This window comes from Algibacter luteus, assembly GCF_900141715.1.
Lineage (GTDB): Bacteria > Bacteroidota > Bacteroidia > Flavobacteriales > Flavobacteriaceae > Arenitalea > Arenitalea lutea.
On the sequence record NZ_FQYK01000003.1, the window covers coordinates 522,702 to 539,645 of the forward strand.

A 16,944-nucleotide genomic window follows, 5' to 3' on the forward strand; every position below is an offset into this window, starting at 1 on the left:
AGGCGATTTATGGCTGAAACAATAAGATTAAATAAAGTATTACGCGAGCTTAATATCTCACTAGACCGTGCCGTAGAATTTTTAGATTCTAAAGGCGTGGAGATTGAGAAGCGTCCCACTACAAAAATTTCTGAAGAAACGTTTAAGATTCTTTCGGATGAATTTGAGACGGACGCTAATAAAAAAATGAAGTCTCAAGAAGTAAGCGAAGCGAAGCTAAAAGAAAAGGAAGATTTGCGTATTAAACGTGAAAAAGAATTAGAAGCTAAGCAAAAAGAACAAGAAGCCAAAGAAAAAGCGCAGCAAGAAGAAGTTATTAAAGCTTCAAAATCTCTTTCTGGTCCAAAAACTATCGGAAAAATAGACTTAGATTTAAAAAAATCTGATGAAAAATCTGAGCCTGCAGTGGAAACTGTTGTTGAGGAAGTAAAGCAGGCAGAAAAAGTTAAAGCGAAAGTTGATAAAGCTGAAACTGTTAGTAAACCAGAAACTAAGAAAAAGGAAACTTCAGGAACTGAAGCTGACAAGGTAGTTATAGATGGTGAATTGGTTACTCCTGATGAAAAAGTAGAAACCCAATACAAAAAACTTTCAGGTCCAAAAATTGCTGGAGATAAAATTGACTTATCTAAGTTTAATAAGCCTAAAAAGAAAAAAGAAGAAAAGAAAACAGACGCAAAATCATCTGATGCAGGGTCTGCGAATAAAAGAAAGCGTCGTCGTATTAGTAAGGCGGGCGGTCCACAAGACAACAAACCAGGATCGAGAGGTCCAGGAGGAAACGACAGGTTTAAAGGAAAACCAGGTCAAGGTCGTCGTAATGTGGTAAAAGAAGAACCTAGCGAAGAAGATGTTAAAAAACAAGTGCGAGAAACACTTGAAAAACTTCAAGGAAAATCTAGTAAAGGAAAAGGCGCCAAATATAGAAGAGACAAAAGAGATCAACACAGAGAACAAACTGAAATTGATCAACAGATAGAGGCAGCTGAAAGTAAAATTATAAAAGTAACAGAGTTTGTAACCGCTAGTGAAATGGCGACTATGATGGATGTTGGAGTAACAGAAATTATTTCAGCATGTATGTCATTAGGTATGATGGTTACTATGAATCAGCGTTTAGATGCTGAAACGCTTTCTATTGTAGCCGAAGAATTCGGCTATCAAGTAGAGTTTGTTACTGCCGATATCGAAGAATCTATTGAAGTTGTAGAAGATAAACCTGAAGATTTAAAAACACGTGCACCAATAGTTACAGTAATGGGTCATGTTGATCATGGTAAAACTTCGCTTTTAGATTATATACGTGAAGAAAATGTAATCGCAGGTGAATCAGGAGGAATAACACAGCATATTGGAGCTTACGGCGTTCAATTAGAAAACGGACAAAAAATAGCGTTTTTAGATACACCAGGTCACGAGGCCTTTACAGCAATGCGTGCTCGAGGTGCTCAAGTAACCGATATTGCTATTATTGTAGCTGCCGCTGATGATGATATCATGCCGCAAACCAAAGAGGCTATTTCTCACGCGCAGGCTGCAGGAGTTCCTATTGTATTTGCAATTAATAAAATAGATAAACCAGATGCCAACCCTGACAAAATTAAAGAAGGTTTAGCGCAAATGAACTTATTGGTTGAAGATTGGGGAGGTAAAATTCAGTCTCACGATATTTCGGCTAAATTTGGTACTGGTGTAAAAGAATTACTTGAAAAAGTATTGCTAGAAGCAGAATTATTAGAGCTTAAGGCTAACCCAGATAAACCAGCTGTTGGTACAGTTGTAGAGGCATTCTTAGACAAAGGTCGTGGTTATGTGTCTACCATATTAGTGCAAGCTGGAACTTTAAGAGTAGGTGATTATGTTTTAGCAGGCCAGCATAGTGGTAAAATTAAAGCTATGCATGACGAGCGTGGAAAAGATATTGCTGCAGCAGGACCTTCAACACCAGTTTCTATATTAGGATTAGATGGAGCACCACAAGCGGGTGATAAATTTAACGTATTTGCTGATGAGCGCGAAGCCAAACAAATTGCCTCTAAACGTGCACAATTACAACGTGAGCAATCTGTAAGAACTCAACGCCATATTACACTAGATGAAATTGGTCGTCGTATTGCTCTAGGTGATTTCCAAGAGTTGAATATTATTCTTAAAGGTGATGTGGATGGTTCGGTTGAAGCCTTAACAGATTCATTCCAAAAATTATCAACAGAAGAGATTCAAGTTAATATTTTACATAAAGGTGTTGGAGCCATTACTGAAAGTGATGTGTTATTAGCTTCGGCTTCAGATGCTATTATTGTAGGATTTAATGTAAGACCAGTAGGAAACGCAAGAATGATTGCCGATAAAGAAGAAATTGATATCCGTACGTATTCTATTATTTACGATGCTATTAACGATCTTAAAGATGCTATGGAAGGCATGTTATCTCCAGAGTTGAAAGAAGAGATTTTAGGTACTGCAGAAATTAGAGAAATATTTAAAGTTTCTAAAATTGGAACTATTGCAGGTTGTATGGTAACCAATGGTAAAATAACGCGTAATGCGGGTATTCGTTTAATACGTGATGGCGTAGTTGTTTATACTGGTGAATTAACATCTTTAAAACGATTTAAAGATGATGCTAAAGAAGTAGCTAAAGGTTACGATTGTGGTATGCAAATTAAAAACTACAACGACATTAAAGAAGGCGATATTATTGAAGCTTTCCATGAAATTGAAGTTAAAAAGAAACTGAAATAAAAGATTATCTTTAAGTAAATAAAAAAGCGACCAACTGGTCGCTTTTTTATTTACTAAATACGTTAAACTCACTTAGGCTTAAAAATAAAAGCATTAGGGAATTTTCGTTTTATTCTTTTTAAGGCTCTATCGGCTTCTAAACGTGTTCTGAAGTTTCCAGCCCAAATTTTAAAATTTGGAGTTTCGTATTGAATAGATGCGTACCAATCGCCAAAAGCACTGCTAAATTCTTTTTGCGCATCATATGCGCCAGATCGATTTCCTGAATACACTTGTATTTTATATCGTTCAGAATCTGATTCATTTTTGTTCATTTCCTTTTTCAAGTTCAACAAAACATTGATTTTTTGGTCTTGATTTACAACAACATTACCTTGTTGTGAAAAGGAATAAGACAACGTCATAAAGAAACAAATGATGCTTAAAAAATTATTTTTCATATGTAACGGTTTCATTTTTAAATAATTTATACAAATGTATAGGATATAAACTTAATTGAAGGGCTTTTTATTATTTAGAATCCCTCTAAATTACCAATTAACACTTCTCTAACATTTCTAAAATGGACTTTTAATATTACTTTTGCGAGAGATTTTTTCAACTATACTTTTTCATTTATAAAATGACAAAAGTCATACCAAAGTTTAGAAGTTAATTTGACCAATAATATGAGAAAGGTGATTCACCGTAAATTAAGCACAAACTTTCTTCGTTTAAGCTTAGTTTTTTTATTAGCATTTACAACGGCTCTTTCTGCTCAAGAAGGAGACCCAGCAAAAGGAAAATCGTTATTTAATGCCAATTGTGCTGCTTGTCATAAATTAGATAAAAAAATGACTGGGCCTGCATTACGTAATGTAGAGGCTAGATTAGCTGATGAGCAAGGATTGGATAGAGATTGGCTTTACGCATGGATTCGAAACAGTGCGGGTGTTATTAAATCTGGAGACGCTTACGCCAATAAAATATATAACGAATATGCTGGTGCTGCAATGACCGCATTTCCCCAATTGTCTGATGACGATTTAAATAATATTCTAGCTTATACGGCTGAGGTAAAAGAAGATCCAGCTCCAATTGCAGGTGCAGAAGTTGCAGGCGCTCAAGATGCTGGTGCTTCAGGAGGCATTTCAAACGAACTTATTTTAGGTGCTTTAGCAATTCTATTTATTTTATTAGCTGCTGGATTGTATTTGGTAAACAAAACGTTAAGACGTTTTGCAGATGCGCAAGGTATTGAATTGCCTGAGGCTTCAAAAAGAACGCCCTTATGGAAAGCTTTTGTGCAAAACCAGTTTTTAATGCTAGTGGTTTCTATATTCTTTTTATTAGCTTCGGCTTATTTTGTGTACGGATATTTTATGCAAATTGGTGTGGATCAAGGATATGAGCCAGTTCAACCTATTCATTATTCACATAAAATTCACGCTGGAGATAACGGTATCGATTGTAAATACTGTCACTCTTCTGCAAGAGTTAGTAAGCATTCTGGAATTCCTTCACTTAATGTTTGTATGAATTGTCATAAATCGATTTATGAATATAATGGTGAAACAACTCCTGAGTATTCAAAAGAATTTTATGATGGAGAGATTAAAAAATTATACGCTGCTGTAGGTTGGGATGATGCTGAACAAAGATATACAGGAGAAACACAACCTGTAAAATGGATACGTATTCATAACTTACCAGATTTTGCTTATTTTAATCACTCACAACACGTAACAGTTGCAGGTGTAGAATGTCAAACTTGTCATGGACCAGTTGAGGAAATGGAAGTTATGTATCAACATGCACCGTTAACAATGGGATGGTGTATTAATTGCCATAGAGAAACTAAAGTAGATGTAAAAGATAATGCTTATTACGAAAAGATACACGAAGAGTTATCTAAGAAGTACGGGGTAGATGAATTGACAGCTGCGCAAATGGGTGGTTTAGAGTGTGGAAAATGCCACTATTAATAAATTTAATAAGAAGTAATTCAATTATATAATATGTCATCAAACAAGAAATACTGGAAAAGTGTTGAAGAGCTAAACGAAAATAGCTCTATTGTTGAGACGCTGAGACAAAATGAGTTTGTTAATGAGATTCCTACTGATGAATTTTTAGGTGATAAAGATACATTAGAGTCAACATCAACTACTCGTCGCGATTTCTTAAAATATGTAGGATTTAGTACTGCCGCGGCTTCATTAGCTGCTTGTGAGGGTCCTGTAAAAAAGTCTATTCCTTATGTGGTTCAGCCAACCGAGATTATTCCTGGTGTAGCTAACTATTATGCAACTACAATTGCAGATGGATTTGATTTCGCAAGTGTTTTAGTAAAAACCAGAGAGGGGCGTCCAATTAAAATTGAAAACAATGCTATTGCTCCTGCAAACGGTAATGCGAATGCGAGAGTGAATGCATCGGTTTTAGGTTTGTATGATAGTTTAAGAGTTCAAGGACCTAGAAAAGGAGAAAATCCAATTTCTTGGTCAGAATTCGATAAGGAAACAACTGAAAAATTAACTGAGTTAAAAGGAACTGGTAAGGAAATAGTTTTACTAACTCAAACTTTTGCAAGTCCTTCTACGAGTAAGTTGATTTCAGAATTTAAAGAAAAATACGGTAATGTTCGTCACGTAGTTTATGATGCGATTTCAGAATCTGCTGCGTTAGACGCATACCAAGCAAAATATGGTGAGCGTGGATTAGCAAATTATAATTTTGCTAAAGCGATGACAATCGTTTCAGTAGGAGCTGATTTCTTAGGAGACTGGCAAGGTGGAGGATTTGATTCTGGTTATTCAAAAAATAGAGTTCCAGATCATGGAAAAATGTCACGTCATATCCAGTTTGAATCTAATTTATCGCTTACTGGCGCTAATGCCGATAAACGTATACCATTAACTCCAACACAACAAAAAGTAGCATTAGCGAAATTACATAGCTATGTTGTTGGTGGTTCTGTAGCTGGTAGCTTACCAGAAAATATTGAAGATGCTGTTAAAAAGGCAGCTTCACAATTAAAGAAAGCTGGAAGTAACGCCGTTGTTGTTACGGGTATTCAAGATGTGAATGCACAAACAGTAGTTTTAGAAATTAATGAGGCTTTAAATAGTAAAGCATTCGATTCTAAAACACCAATCAAAACAAGACAGGGTAGCGACAAAGCAGTAGCTCAATTAGTTACTGATATGAAAGCAGGAAAAGTAGGAGCCATCATCATGAGTGGCGTAAATCCTATGTATACTTTACCTAATGCAGCAGATTTTGCTGAAGGATTAAGTAAAACTGAACTTTCTATTGCTTTCTCAATGAAAGTTGATGAATCGTCGTCTCTTACACAATACTTAGCAGCAGCACCACATTATTTAGAATCTTGGGGTGATGTTGAAATCAAAAAAGGACACTATGCGTTAACGCAGCCAACAATTAGACCTTTATTTGACACAAGACAATTTCAAGATGCTTTATTAAAGTGGACAGAAAATGATCAGTCTTATCATGACTATATCAAAGATGCTTGGGGAACTACAATATTGGGTGGTAGTTCATTCAATAAAGCGCTTCATGATGGAGTTTATGTTGGAACAATTGATACTGAAGTCGAAAGCACTGCCGAGGTTATTGAAGATACACCAACCTCAACGCCTTTTGGTAATGCAGCTAGAACACTAGCAACTTCTGCGAATTCAGACGGTTTAGAGTTAACACTTTATACTAAAACAGGAATGGGTAATGGCCAACAAGCTAACAACCCATGGTTACAAGAGTTTCCAGATCCTATTACAAGAACATCTTGGGATAACTATTTAACCATTTCTAAGGCTGATGCTGATGCATTAGGTTTGGTTAACAATCATGTTGCAAATGGTGCTCTAAATGGCAGTTATGCAAATGTTTCTGTAAACGGAGTAACTATAACAGCACCAGTTTTAATTCAACCTGGTCAAGCTAAAGGGTCTGTTGGTCTTTCGTTTGGTTACGGAAGAACTGCTGGTTTAAAAGAAGAAATGCAAACGGGTGTTAATGCTTATGCGTTATACCAAGGTTTCAATAACGTACAAAATGTTACGATAGAGGCAGCTTCGGGCGAGCATGAATTTGCTTCAGTTCAATTACATAATACCTTAATGGGTCGTGGAGATATTGTTAAGGAAACTACGTTAGAGATATTTAACACAAAAGATAAAAAATACTGGAATGCGATTCCTGTGGTATCATTAAATCACGAAGAAACTCCAGTAACTTCGCCAGAAGTTGATTTATGGGATGAATTTGATCGCTCAATTGGGCATCACTTCAACTTATCTGTCGATTTAAATGCTTGTACCGGGTGTGGTGCTTGTGTTATAGCCTGTCACGCAGAAAATAATGTGCCTGTAGTTGGTAAAACAGAAGTGCGTCGAAGCCGTGATATGCATTGGTTACGTATTGATAGATATTATTCTTCTGAAACTTCGTTTGAAGGCGATAATGAAAAGAAAGATAATATTTCTGGATTAGGAAGTTCATTAAGTGAATTTGGTGAAATGGAAAATGCTTCTGAGAATCCTCAAGTAGCGTTCCAACCAGTAATGTGTCAGCATTGTAATCACGCGCCTTGTGAAACAGTTTGTCCCGTAGCGGCAACTTCACATGGTCGTCAAGGGCAAAATCACATGGCTTATAACCGTTGTGTTGGTACAAGATATTGTGCAAACAACTGTCCTTATAAAGTGCGTCGATTCAACTGGTTCTTATATAATGGAAACGATGAATTCGATTATCATATGAATGATGATTTAGGACGCATGGTATTAAATCCAGATGTAGTTGTTCGTTCTCGTGGAGTAATGGAAAAATGTTCTATGTGTATTCAAATGACACAAAAAACTATTCTTGACGCGAAGCGTGATGGTCGTCAAATTAAAGATGGAGAATTCCAAACCGCTTGTTCTGCTGCTTGTAGTAATGGAGCAATGACGTTTGGAGACATCAATGATAAAGACAGTAAAGTTGCAAAACTTAAAGAAGATAATCGTATGTATCACTTATTAGAAAGTGTAGGTACTAAGCCAAATGTGCAGTATCAAACTAAAGTGAGAAATACAACTGAAGCATAAATCTAATTAAAGAATCAATTATATAATTATGGCGTCTCATTACGAAGCACCTATTAGAAGACCTTTAGTTACAGGGGAAAAATCATATCACGATGTTACTGTTGATGTGGCTAAACCTGTAGAGGGAAAAGCAAATAAACAATGGTGGATAGTTTTTGGTATTTCACTGGCTGCTTTCCTTTGGGGAATTGGATGCATACTATATACAATATCTACGGGTATTGGAACTTGGGGTTTAAACAAGACCGTAGGTTGGGCTTGGGATATTACTAACTTCGTTTGGTGGGTTGGTATTGGTCACGCAGGAACATTAATCTCTGCTGTACTATTATTATTCCGTCAAAAATGGAGAATGGCAATTAACCGTTCAGCAGAGGCTATGACTATTTTCTCTGTTGTACAAGCAGGTTTATTCCCAATTATTCACATGGGTCGCCCTTGGTTAGGGTATTGGGTATTACCAATTCCAAACCAATTCGGATCATTATGGGTTAACTTTAACTCGCCACTTTTATGGGATGTATTTGCGATTTCTACCTATTTATCTGTATCATTAGTATTCTGGTGGACAGGTTTATTACCGGATTTCGCTATGTTACGTGACAGAGCTATTAAGCCTTTCCAAAAGAAAATTTATTCTTTATTGAGTTTCGGATGGTCTGGTCGTGCTAAAGATTGGCAACGTTTTGAAGAAGTATCTTTGGTACTTGCAGGATTAGCAACACCGCTTGTGCTATCTGTACATACCATTGTATCGTTTGACTTCGCAACCTCGGTAATCCCTGGTTGGCATACAACAATATTCCCTCCATACTTTGTTGCTGGTGCGGTATTTTCTGGATTTGCCATGGTAAATACACTTCTTATAATTATGAGAAAAGTGTGTAACCTTGAAGATTATATTACAGTACAACACATCGAATTAATGAACATCGTAATTATGATTACAGGTTCTATAGTTGGTGTGGCTTATATCACGGAGTTATTTATTGCTTGGTATTCTGGTGTAGAATATGAACAATATGCATTCTTAAATAGAGCAACAGGACCTTACTGGTGGGCATATTGGGCGATGATGACTTGTAACGTATTTTCTCCGCAATTTATGTGGTTTAAGAAATTAAGAACTAGTATTATGTTCTCTTTCTTTATTTCAATTGTTGTGAATATAGGAATGTGGTTTGAGCGTTTTGTAATTATTGTAACCTCGTTACATAGAGATTACTTACCATCTTCATGGACGATGTTCTCTCCAACATTTGTTGATATTGGAATTTTCATTGGAACCATAGGATTCTTCTTTGTGTTATTCTTATTATACTCTAGAACCTTTCCAGTTATTGCGCAAGCAGAGGTGAAAACAATTTTAAAATCTTCTGGAGAAAAATATAAAAACTTACGTGAGTCTGGCAAAAGTTTAGTTGGTACAGGGGTGGATGCTAGAACGTCTTCAGGCGTAGTAGCTTCATCTAAAACTCCAGCAAAAAAATCATCTGAAAAACCTGCTGGAGATAAATCATCTCAAGTAAGTGATTTACTTGGAAGTATTGGTTCTTTTGATGCAGCAACACAAACACCAGACGATTTAAAGAAAATAAGTGGTGTTGGTCCTAAAATGGAAGAGGTGTTAAATTCAATCGGAATTTATTCTTTCCTTCAGGTGAGTAAAATGACAAAAAAAGAATATGATTTGTTAGATTCAATTACAGGTTCATTCCCAGGAAGAGCAGAACGTGATGATTGGTCTGGACAAGCTAAAAAATTAATAAACTAAACATAGTCAATGGAAGCTTCAAAAGTTATTCACGCTATTTATACTGATGATGATGTATTAATGTCGGCTGTTAAAAAAGTTAAGGCAGAAAGACATCATATTGAAGAAATATATACGCCATTTCCGGTTCATGGGCTAGATAAAGCCATGGGACTTGAGCCAACACGTATCGCTATAACGGCATTTATCTACGGTCTTATTGGTTTAACAGTTGCAATTTTAATGATGAATTTCATTATGATTGAAGATTGGCCTCAAAATATTGGTGGTAAACCAAGTTTTAGTTATTTAGAAAATATGCCAGCGTTTGTTCCAATTATGTTTGAGTTAACGGTATTTTTTGCAGCGCATTTAATGGTAATTACATTTTACTTAAGAAGTAGAATGTGGCCATTTAAAAATGCTGAAAATCCAGATCCTAGAACAACTGACGATCATTTTTTAATGGAAATTGCGGTTCATGGTAATGAAAAAGAGTTAGAAAGTTTATTGGCCGAAACTGGAGCAGTAGAAATTAATTTAGTTGATAAAGCCCATTAATTATAGATATGAAAAGCTTATTTAAAATATTAGCAATAGCAGTAGTTATAGTCTCTGTATCTTGTAATAAGAGCACAGCACCGAACTATCAATTCATGCCTAACATGTATGAATCTGTTGGATACGAAACTTACGGAGAAGCCGCATTTCCTAATGGGGTTGAAGCTCAATTACCTGCTGAAGGATCAATACCTAGAGGCTATGTACCTTTTGATATTGAAAATACAACTGATGGTTATAATTTAGCTAAGGAAACACTAAAAAGTCCATTAGATTCTACAGCGGTAGATTTAGAAAGAGGAAAAGAACTTTACGATATTTATTGTGGGATTTGTCATGGTAACAAAGGAAAAGGTCAAGGAACTTTAGTAAAACGCGAAAAAATTCTGGGTATTCCTAGTTATGATGATGCAGGAAGAGCAATTAATGAAGGCAGCATTTACCATACAATATATTACGGTAAAAACGCTATGGGATCTTATGCTAACCAGCTTAATGAAGAAGAGCGTTGGCAAGTAGTTTCTTATGTGTTGAAATTAAAAGCTGATTTAGAAAAGTAAGATTGATAAGATTATTATAGATATGTATACATTTTCAAATAAATTAAAGACATTTTCTTTCATTCTAATGATTTTAGGAGCATTAGGAGTTGGATATGGTTTTATGACATCTCATAAATCTTTTGAAGAAGTTGAGCACTTACTTGCAGAAGAATCGCATCACGGTGGTGGTCATGGTGAAGAAGCTTCTCATGATGAAGCAAGTCATGGTGCACATGCAACTGTTAACACACATGATGAAAGTAAAGAAGAAACAGCTCATGCTGAAGTTGACGAACATGCAAAACACATTGAGCATGTTCAGCACCAAATAGCTAACAGACCTTGGTCTGCGCTATATGTAGCGGCATTTTTCTTTATGATGATATCTTTAGGTGTTCTGGCTTTTTATGCTATTCAAATTGCATCACAAGCAGGTTGGTCTCCAGTATTATTTAGAGTTATGGAAGGCATGACAGCATATTTGTTACCAGGAGCTTTAATAGTTTTAGCTATTGCTGTGGCCTCTGGAACAATCGGACATTATAATATTTTTATTTGGATGGATCCGGATGTTGTAGCTCATGATAAATTAATTCAAGGAAAATCGGGTTGGTTAAACATAGGATGGTTTACAGTTAGAGGATTAGTATTTATTGCTGGTTGGAGCTTATACCGACATTTTTCACGTAAATTCTCGATTGCTCAAGATACTGCTGAAGACAAAAGTAATTTCAAAAAATCATTTCGTATTTCAGCTGCATTTTTAGTATTCTTTATTTATACAGAATCGATGATGTCTTGGGATTGGATTATGAGTGTTGATCCTCACTGGTTTTCAACATTATTTGGGTGGTATGTATTTGCGAGTATGTTTGTAAGTGGAATTACTGTTATCGCATTAATTACTATTTACTTAAAATCTAGAAACTATTTAGAATTTGTAAACGAAAATCATTTGCATGATGTTGCTAAATTTATGTTTGCTTTCAGTATTTTTTGGACATACTTGTGGTTTTCACAATTCATGTTAATCTGGTATTCAAACATTCCTGAAGAGGTAACGTATTTTGTAACACGTTTCCAAGATTATAAATTACCATTCTTAGGTATGGTTGTTATGAATTTTGTGTTCCCAATATTAATGCTAATGAATGCTGATTATAAACGTATCCCTTGGTTTGTAGTAATGTCTGGAATAGTAATTTTATTTGGGCATTATATTGATATATTTAACATGATTATGCCGGCTACAGTAGGAGATAGATGGTTTATTGGCATACCAGAAATAAGTTCAGTATTACTTTTTGCAGGATTATTTATATTCGTAGTGTTTACAGCTTTAACAAAAGCACCACTGCTTGTAAAAGGTTATCCTTTTAGAAAGGAAAGCGAAGAATTTCATTATTAATTAAGATATAAATAAAGACGAACGATACCAATGACTGCTTTATTAACAATTATAGTTTTAGTATTTATTTTAGTTGCCATCTGGCAAATGGTAAAGATTTTTGATTTAGCTCAGGCTAAAAACGAAAATGTTATTGCCGGTGTGGCTACCGATAAGGATAATACATTAAATGGTTATTTAATGATGGGCTTTTTAGCTTTCATTTATATCATTACTATTGTATCCTTTGTAAAATGGGGAGACTTACCTTTAATGTCTAACTCTGCTTCAGAACACGGACCAACCATTGATAACCTTATGGTTATTTCTATGGCAATAATCTTCTTTGTTCAAACGATTACTCAATTTTTACTGCATTATTTTGCGTATAAATATAGAGGTGAAAAGGGTAAGAAAGCTTTGTTTTTTGCAGATAATAATAAGTTGGAAGCAATTTGGACCATAATTCCTGTTATCGTTTTAGCTGGTTTAATTATATATGGATTAAGTACTTGGATTAATATTATGGGTGTTGATGAAAGTGACGATCCTTTAATCGTAGAACTATATGCACAACAGTTTAACTGGAAAGCTAGATATGGAGGTGCAGATAATACCTTAGGTAAAGCTAATGTGAGGTTAATTGATATTGATCGTGCTAATATTTTAGGTTTAGATGAATCTGACCCTAATGCACAAGATGATATTATTACAACGGAATTACATTTACCAGTTGGACGTCCAGTATTATTTAAAATGCGCTCTCAAGATGTTTTGCATTCAGCATATATGCCCCACTTTAGAGCCCAAATGAACTGTGTGCCAGGAATGATAACGCAATTTGGGTTCACCCCAACTGTTACAACTGCTGAAATGCGTGAAACCCCGCAAATGGTAGAAAAAGTTCAGAATATTAATAATATTAGAGTAGAGAATAGTAAGAAACTTGTGGCTAAAGGTGAAGACCCTTTAGAACGATATGAGTTCGATTATTTATTGCTATGTAATAAAATTTGTGGAAAATCGCACTACAACATGCAAATGAAAATAGTAGTGGAGACACAAGAAGAATATGATGCTTGGATTGCTGAACAAAAAGAATTCAAGAACTCTTTAGTAAACTAATTTAAAAAAGAAAAAACGATATAAGATTATGTCAGCACACGCAGATAACCACGCTCACGACGACCACGGACATCATCATAAAGAAACGTTTGTTACTAAATATATATTTAGTCAGGACCACAAAATGATTGCTAAGCAGTATCTAATAACGGGTACTATAATGGGTGTTATTGGGGTATTAATGTCTATGATGTTCCGTATGCAAATCGCATGGCCAGAAGAACCAAATGTACTATTTGAGGCTTTATTAGGAAAATGGGCGCCAGATGGTGTAATGGATGCAGACATCTATTTAGCATTGGTTACTATTCATGGTACCATAATGGTGTTCTTTGTTTTAACCGCTGGTTTAAGTGGAACGTTTAGTAATTTATTAATTCCGTTACAAATAGGCGCAAGAGATATGGCGTCAGGGTTTTTAAATATGGTATCCTATTGGTTATTTTTCGTTTCTAGTGTTATCATGGTAATTTCCTTATTTGTAGAGGCAGGCCCTGCGGCGGCTGGCTGGACAATTTATCCACCATTAAGTGCATTACCAATGGCTCAAGGAGGTTCAGGAATGGGTATGACCTTATGGTTAGTATCTATGGCAATATTTATTGCATCTTCATTATTAGGTTCATTAAACTATATCGTAACTGTAATTAACTTACGTACAAAAGGAATGTCAATGACAAGACTACCTTTAACAATATGGGCATTTTTTGTAACTGCCATTATTGGTGTTGTATCATTCCCTGTATTATTATCAGCAGCATTATTACTAATAATGGATAGAAGTTTTGGAACGTCATTCTTCTTATCAGATATATTTATCCAAGGCGAGGTTTTACATTATCAAGGAGGCTCACCAGTCCTATTTGAACACTTATTCTGGTTTTTAGGACATCCCGAGGTATATATTGTAATCTTACCTGCTATGGGACTAGTTTCAGAGATTATGGCATCAAATTCACGTAAACCAATTTTTGGTTACCGTGCGATGATTGCATCTATTTTAGCGATTGCATTCTTGTCAACAATAGTTTGGGGTCACCATATGTTTATCTCTGGGATGAATCCATTTTTAGGATCGGTATTTACATTTACGACATTATTAATTGCAATACCTTCGGCTGTAAAAGCATTTAACTGGATTACGACACTCTGGAAAGGGAATTTACAGCTGAATCCTGCAATGCTATTTTCAATAGGATTCGTTTCAACATTCATAACAGGTGGTTTAACAGGAATTATTTTAGGTGATAGTGCCTTAGATATTAATGTACATGATACATATTTTGTTGTAGCGCATTTCCATTTAGTAATGGGTATTTCTGCACTTTATGGTATGTTTGCCGGTATTTATCACTGGTACCCAAGAATGTTCGGTCGCATGTTAAACAAAAACTTAGGATATATTCACTTCTGGGTAACGGCAGTTTGTGCTTATGGAGTCTTTTTTCCAATGCATTTTATTGGAATGGCAGGATTACCAAGACGTTACTATACAAATAGTAACTTCCCATTATTTGATGACTTAGCAAATGTTAATGTAATTATTACCATATTTGCCTTAGTTGGTGGTGTTGTTCAAATAGTTTACTTATACAATTTCTTTGGGAGTATTTTCTACGGGAAAAAATCTGTACAAAATCCTTGGAAATCAACAACTTTAGAGTGGACAGCTCCTGTAGAACATATGCATGGTAACTGGCCAGGTGAAATTCCTCATGTACATCGTTGGGCATATGATTACAGTAAACCAGGACATGATGTAGATTTTGTACCTCAAAACATTCCATTAAAAGACGGAGAAGAGGAACTACAGCATTAATTAACAAAACAACTCTTACATAAAAAAGCTCACCTAGTTCAGGTGGGCTTTTATCGTTTAAAAACGTATTTTTCCGATAAAATGTAAAAAAAATTACAATTTTTCGATGAAATACCAAAAAAATCCGTTAAATTGCGCTAAATTTAGTTTGAAGATTATCAAATTCTGAAGTTTTTATTAATAATATTTTAATTATCCAATCTATGAAAACCAAACCTACACGAAAGAATGCCGTATGGTCTGCATTTTTTTATTTGTTGTTATTTGGGATCCCTTTTTCAGGTTTTTCTCAATGTCCAACAGTTACCAACTCAAGCCCTCCTCCTATCTGCGATGCCTCGGGTTTTACATTTAATGACTTAAATGCTTATGCTACAGATGGTGGTAACGGCATTGTGTGGTACGATACCCCTTCTGGAGGTAGTCCGTTTAACCCAAATCAATTAGTGCAAGAGGGGATTTATTATGCCGATGATAACACAGGTACATGTGGTGTAAGACCAACATTAACGATTGATTTTACGGTTAATGCTTCCGGTCAAAATTTAGATCAAATATATTGTAGTAATGAAAACGCAACTGTACAAACCTATATAGACGATGTTTTACAGGGTAGTATTCCCCCAAGTGGTTCTGTAGAGATATATTATGACCTAGCATTAACAAGTTTAGCGAATCCCACAGACCTTATACCAGTGGGTGCTTCTAATTTTTATGTTGTATTTGTTGATAGTGGTAGTTGCAAAAGCCAATTGGAATTAGCTCAATTAGGCGTTTTTAGCTCGCCAACAGATCCAACTCCTGCAGATCCACAAGCATTTTGTTCAGATACAAATCCTACTGTAGGTGATTTAGATCCAGGTACAACTAATCCAAATCATAGTTGGTATGCAAACGTTGATGGTAATGGTGATCCAATTTTACCTGCACTTTCTGCATTAACACCTCTAGTAGATGGTAATACATATTATGTGCAAATTAATGACGCATTCTGTGAAAGTAACGCAATTGCAGTAGAAGTAAATATAGATATTCCAGTAGACCCAGGAACACCGGGTAATTTAGAGTATTGTAATGATAGTTTGCCAGCAGCTGATTTTGACTTATTTGATGAATTAGGGGGTACTCCAGATACCACTGGTACTTGGACAGGTCCTTTAACAACTACAAATGGTCATAACGGTACGGTAAATATTTCATCTTTAACAACTCCAGATACATACACGTTTACATATACAGTGCCAAGTTTAGGTGTTTGTCCAGATGGGGTTGCTACGGTTACAATTACAGTATATGAAACTTTGTCTTCTGGTACACCTTCCGCATTAAATCCTGCTTCATATTGTGTTGCAGATTTACCACCAGCGTTCGATTTGTTTTCGCTTTTAGATAATGAAGATCCTAATGGTCTATGGACTCAAGGAACTACAAGCTCAGATCCAGCAGTTACTTCTCCAATAGATTTAACCGCATTTACACCAGGAACTTATAATTTTACATATACTCAAAATTTAGCTCCTAATCCTTGTCCTGAAGAATCTACAACTGTTCAAGTAATTGTACTTCAAGATCCTCATGCAGGAAATGCAATCAATGCAGTATTTTGTGAAAACGACTTAATGGCGAATTCGCCTTATGATTTATTTGATGCTTTAGATAATACTCAAGATAATAACAGCGGTACTTGGACAGATGCTTCCAATACAGTAATTTCAAATCCTATTGATATTACAGGTTTTAACCTCGCTGGAAGTCCTTATTTGTTTAATTATACAATTGATAATGGAACATGTACTGATACTGAGCAAATTTCAATAACTATTGAAGATGCACCAGAATCAGGAACTCCTGTAGCAAGCTTTCCAGATTATTGTGAAGGTTCAGCACCATCTAGTTTTGATTTATTCGATTTATTA

11 protein-coding genes are annotated in these 16,944 nt (G+C 35.4%); 10 read left to right on the forward strand and 1 reads right to left on the reverse strand.

The features are described from left to right. Window positions 1-9: 9 nt before the first annotated feature. Window positions 10-2,745 (forward strand): translation initiation factor IF-2, encoded by a 2,736-nt coding sequence (gene infB, locus BUA46_RS08460; RefSeq protein WP_019386688.1) that lies wholly within the window; start codon window positions 10-12, stop codon window positions 2,743-2,745. 68 nt (window positions 2,746-2,813) lie between these two features. Here the strand turns inward: infB and BUA46_RS08465 are convergent, their stop codons facing one another. Then, window positions 2,814-3,185, reverse strand: coding sequence for an SPOR domain-containing protein (locus BUA46_RS08465; RefSeq protein ID WP_237714657.1), 372 nt, complete (start codon window positions 3,183-3,185; stop codon window positions 2,814-2,816). Between the two features lie 228 nt (window positions 3,186-3,413). Between BUA46_RS08465 and BUA46_RS08470 the strand changes: the two genes are divergently transcribed. From BUA46_RS08470 to BUA46_RS08510, 9 genes are all read left to right on the forward strand, one after another. After that, window positions 3,414-4,709 (forward strand): c-type cytochrome, encoded by a 1,296-nt coding sequence (locus BUA46_RS08470; RefSeq protein ID WP_019386686.1) that lies wholly within the window; start codon window positions 3,414-3,416, stop codon window positions 4,707-4,709. 33 nt (window positions 4,710-4,742) lie between these two features. Next, a complete protein-coding gene (locus BUA46_RS08475) occupies window positions 4,743-7,841 on the forward strand; it encodes a TAT-variant-translocated molybdopterin oxidoreductase (protein WP_019386685.1) in 3,099 nt (1,032 codons plus the stop codon). A gap of 28 nt (window positions 7,842-7,869) precedes the next feature. Then, entirely contained in the window at window positions 7,870-9,615 is a 1,746-nt protein-coding gene (locus tag BUA46_RS08480; RefSeq protein ID WP_019386684.1) for a helix-hairpin-helix domain-containing protein, read from the forward strand. Between the two features lie 9 nt (window positions 9,616-9,624). Continuing rightward, window positions 9,625-10,155, forward strand: coding sequence for a DUF3341 domain-containing protein (locus BUA46_RS08485; protein ID WP_019386683.1), 531 nt, complete (start codon window positions 9,625-9,627; stop codon window positions 10,153-10,155). 8 nt (window positions 10,156-10,163) lie between these two features. Next, on the forward strand, window positions 10,164-10,715 hold the full coding sequence (locus BUA46_RS08490) for a c-type cytochrome (RefSeq protein ID WP_026009952.1): 552 nt from the start codon (window positions 10,164-10,166) through the stop codon (window positions 10,713-10,715). A 22-nt stretch (window positions 10,716-10,737) separates the two neighbouring features. Further along, window positions 10,738-12,105 carry a hypothetical protein gene (locus tag BUA46_RS08495; protein ID WP_026009951.1) on the forward strand — a complete coding sequence of 456 codons (1,368 nt, stop codon included), beginning with the start codon at window positions 10,738-10,740 and terminating at the stop codon, window positions 12,103-12,105. A 30-nt stretch (window positions 12,106-12,135) separates the two neighbouring features. Next, entirely contained in the window at window positions 12,136-13,209 is a 1,074-nt protein-coding gene (locus tag BUA46_RS08500; protein ID WP_019386680.1) for a cytochrome c oxidase subunit II, read from the forward strand. Between the two features lie 28 nt (window positions 13,210-13,237). Beyond that, window positions 13,238-15,028 (forward strand): cytochrome c oxidase subunit I, encoded by a 1,791-nt coding sequence (locus tag BUA46_RS08505; protein ID WP_019386679.1) that lies wholly within the window; start codon window positions 13,238-13,240, stop codon window positions 15,026-15,028. 203 nt (window positions 15,029-15,231) lie between these two features. After that, on the forward strand, window positions 15,232-16,944 hold a 1,713-nt coding region (locus BUA46_RS08510), incomplete at its 3' end, for a hypothetical protein (RefSeq protein WP_143148100.1).

Bases quoted from the DNA above. Each gene is read 5' to 3' on its own strand.
- infB (WP_019386688.1), top strand. From the start codon at position 10: ATGGCTGAAACAATAAGATTAAATAAAGTATTACGCGAGCTTAATATC.
- BUA46_RS08465 (WP_237714657.1), bottom strand. From the start codon at position 3,185: ATGAAAAATAATTTTTTAAGCATCATTTGTTTCTTTATGACGTTGTCT.
- BUA46_RS08470 (WP_019386686.1), top strand. From the start codon at position 3,414: ATGAGAAAGGTGATTCACCGTAAATTAAGCACAAACTTTCTTCGTTTA.
- BUA46_RS08475 (WP_019386685.1), top strand. From the start codon at position 4,743: ATGTCATCAAACAAGAAATACTGGAAAAGTGTTGAAGAGCTAAACGAA.
- BUA46_RS08480 (WP_019386684.1), top strand. From the start codon at position 7,870: ATGGCGTCTCATTACGAAGCACCTATTAGAAGACCTTTAGTTACAGGG.
- BUA46_RS08485 (WP_019386683.1), top strand. From the start codon at position 9,625: ATGGAAGCTTCAAAAGTTATTCACGCTATTTATACTGATGATGATGTA.
- BUA46_RS08490 (WP_026009952.1), top strand. From the start codon at position 10,164: ATGAAAAGCTTATTTAAAATATTAGCAATAGCAGTAGTTATAGTCTCT.
- BUA46_RS08495 (WP_026009951.1), top strand. From the start codon at position 10,738: ATGTATACATTTTCAAATAAATTAAAGACATTTTCTTTCATTCTAATG.
- BUA46_RS08500 (WP_019386680.1), top strand. From the start codon at position 12,136: ATGACTGCTTTATTAACAATTATAGTTTTAGTATTTATTTTAGTTGCC.
- BUA46_RS08505 (WP_019386679.1), top strand. From the start codon at position 13,238: ATGTCAGCACACGCAGATAACCACGCTCACGACGACCACGGACATCAT.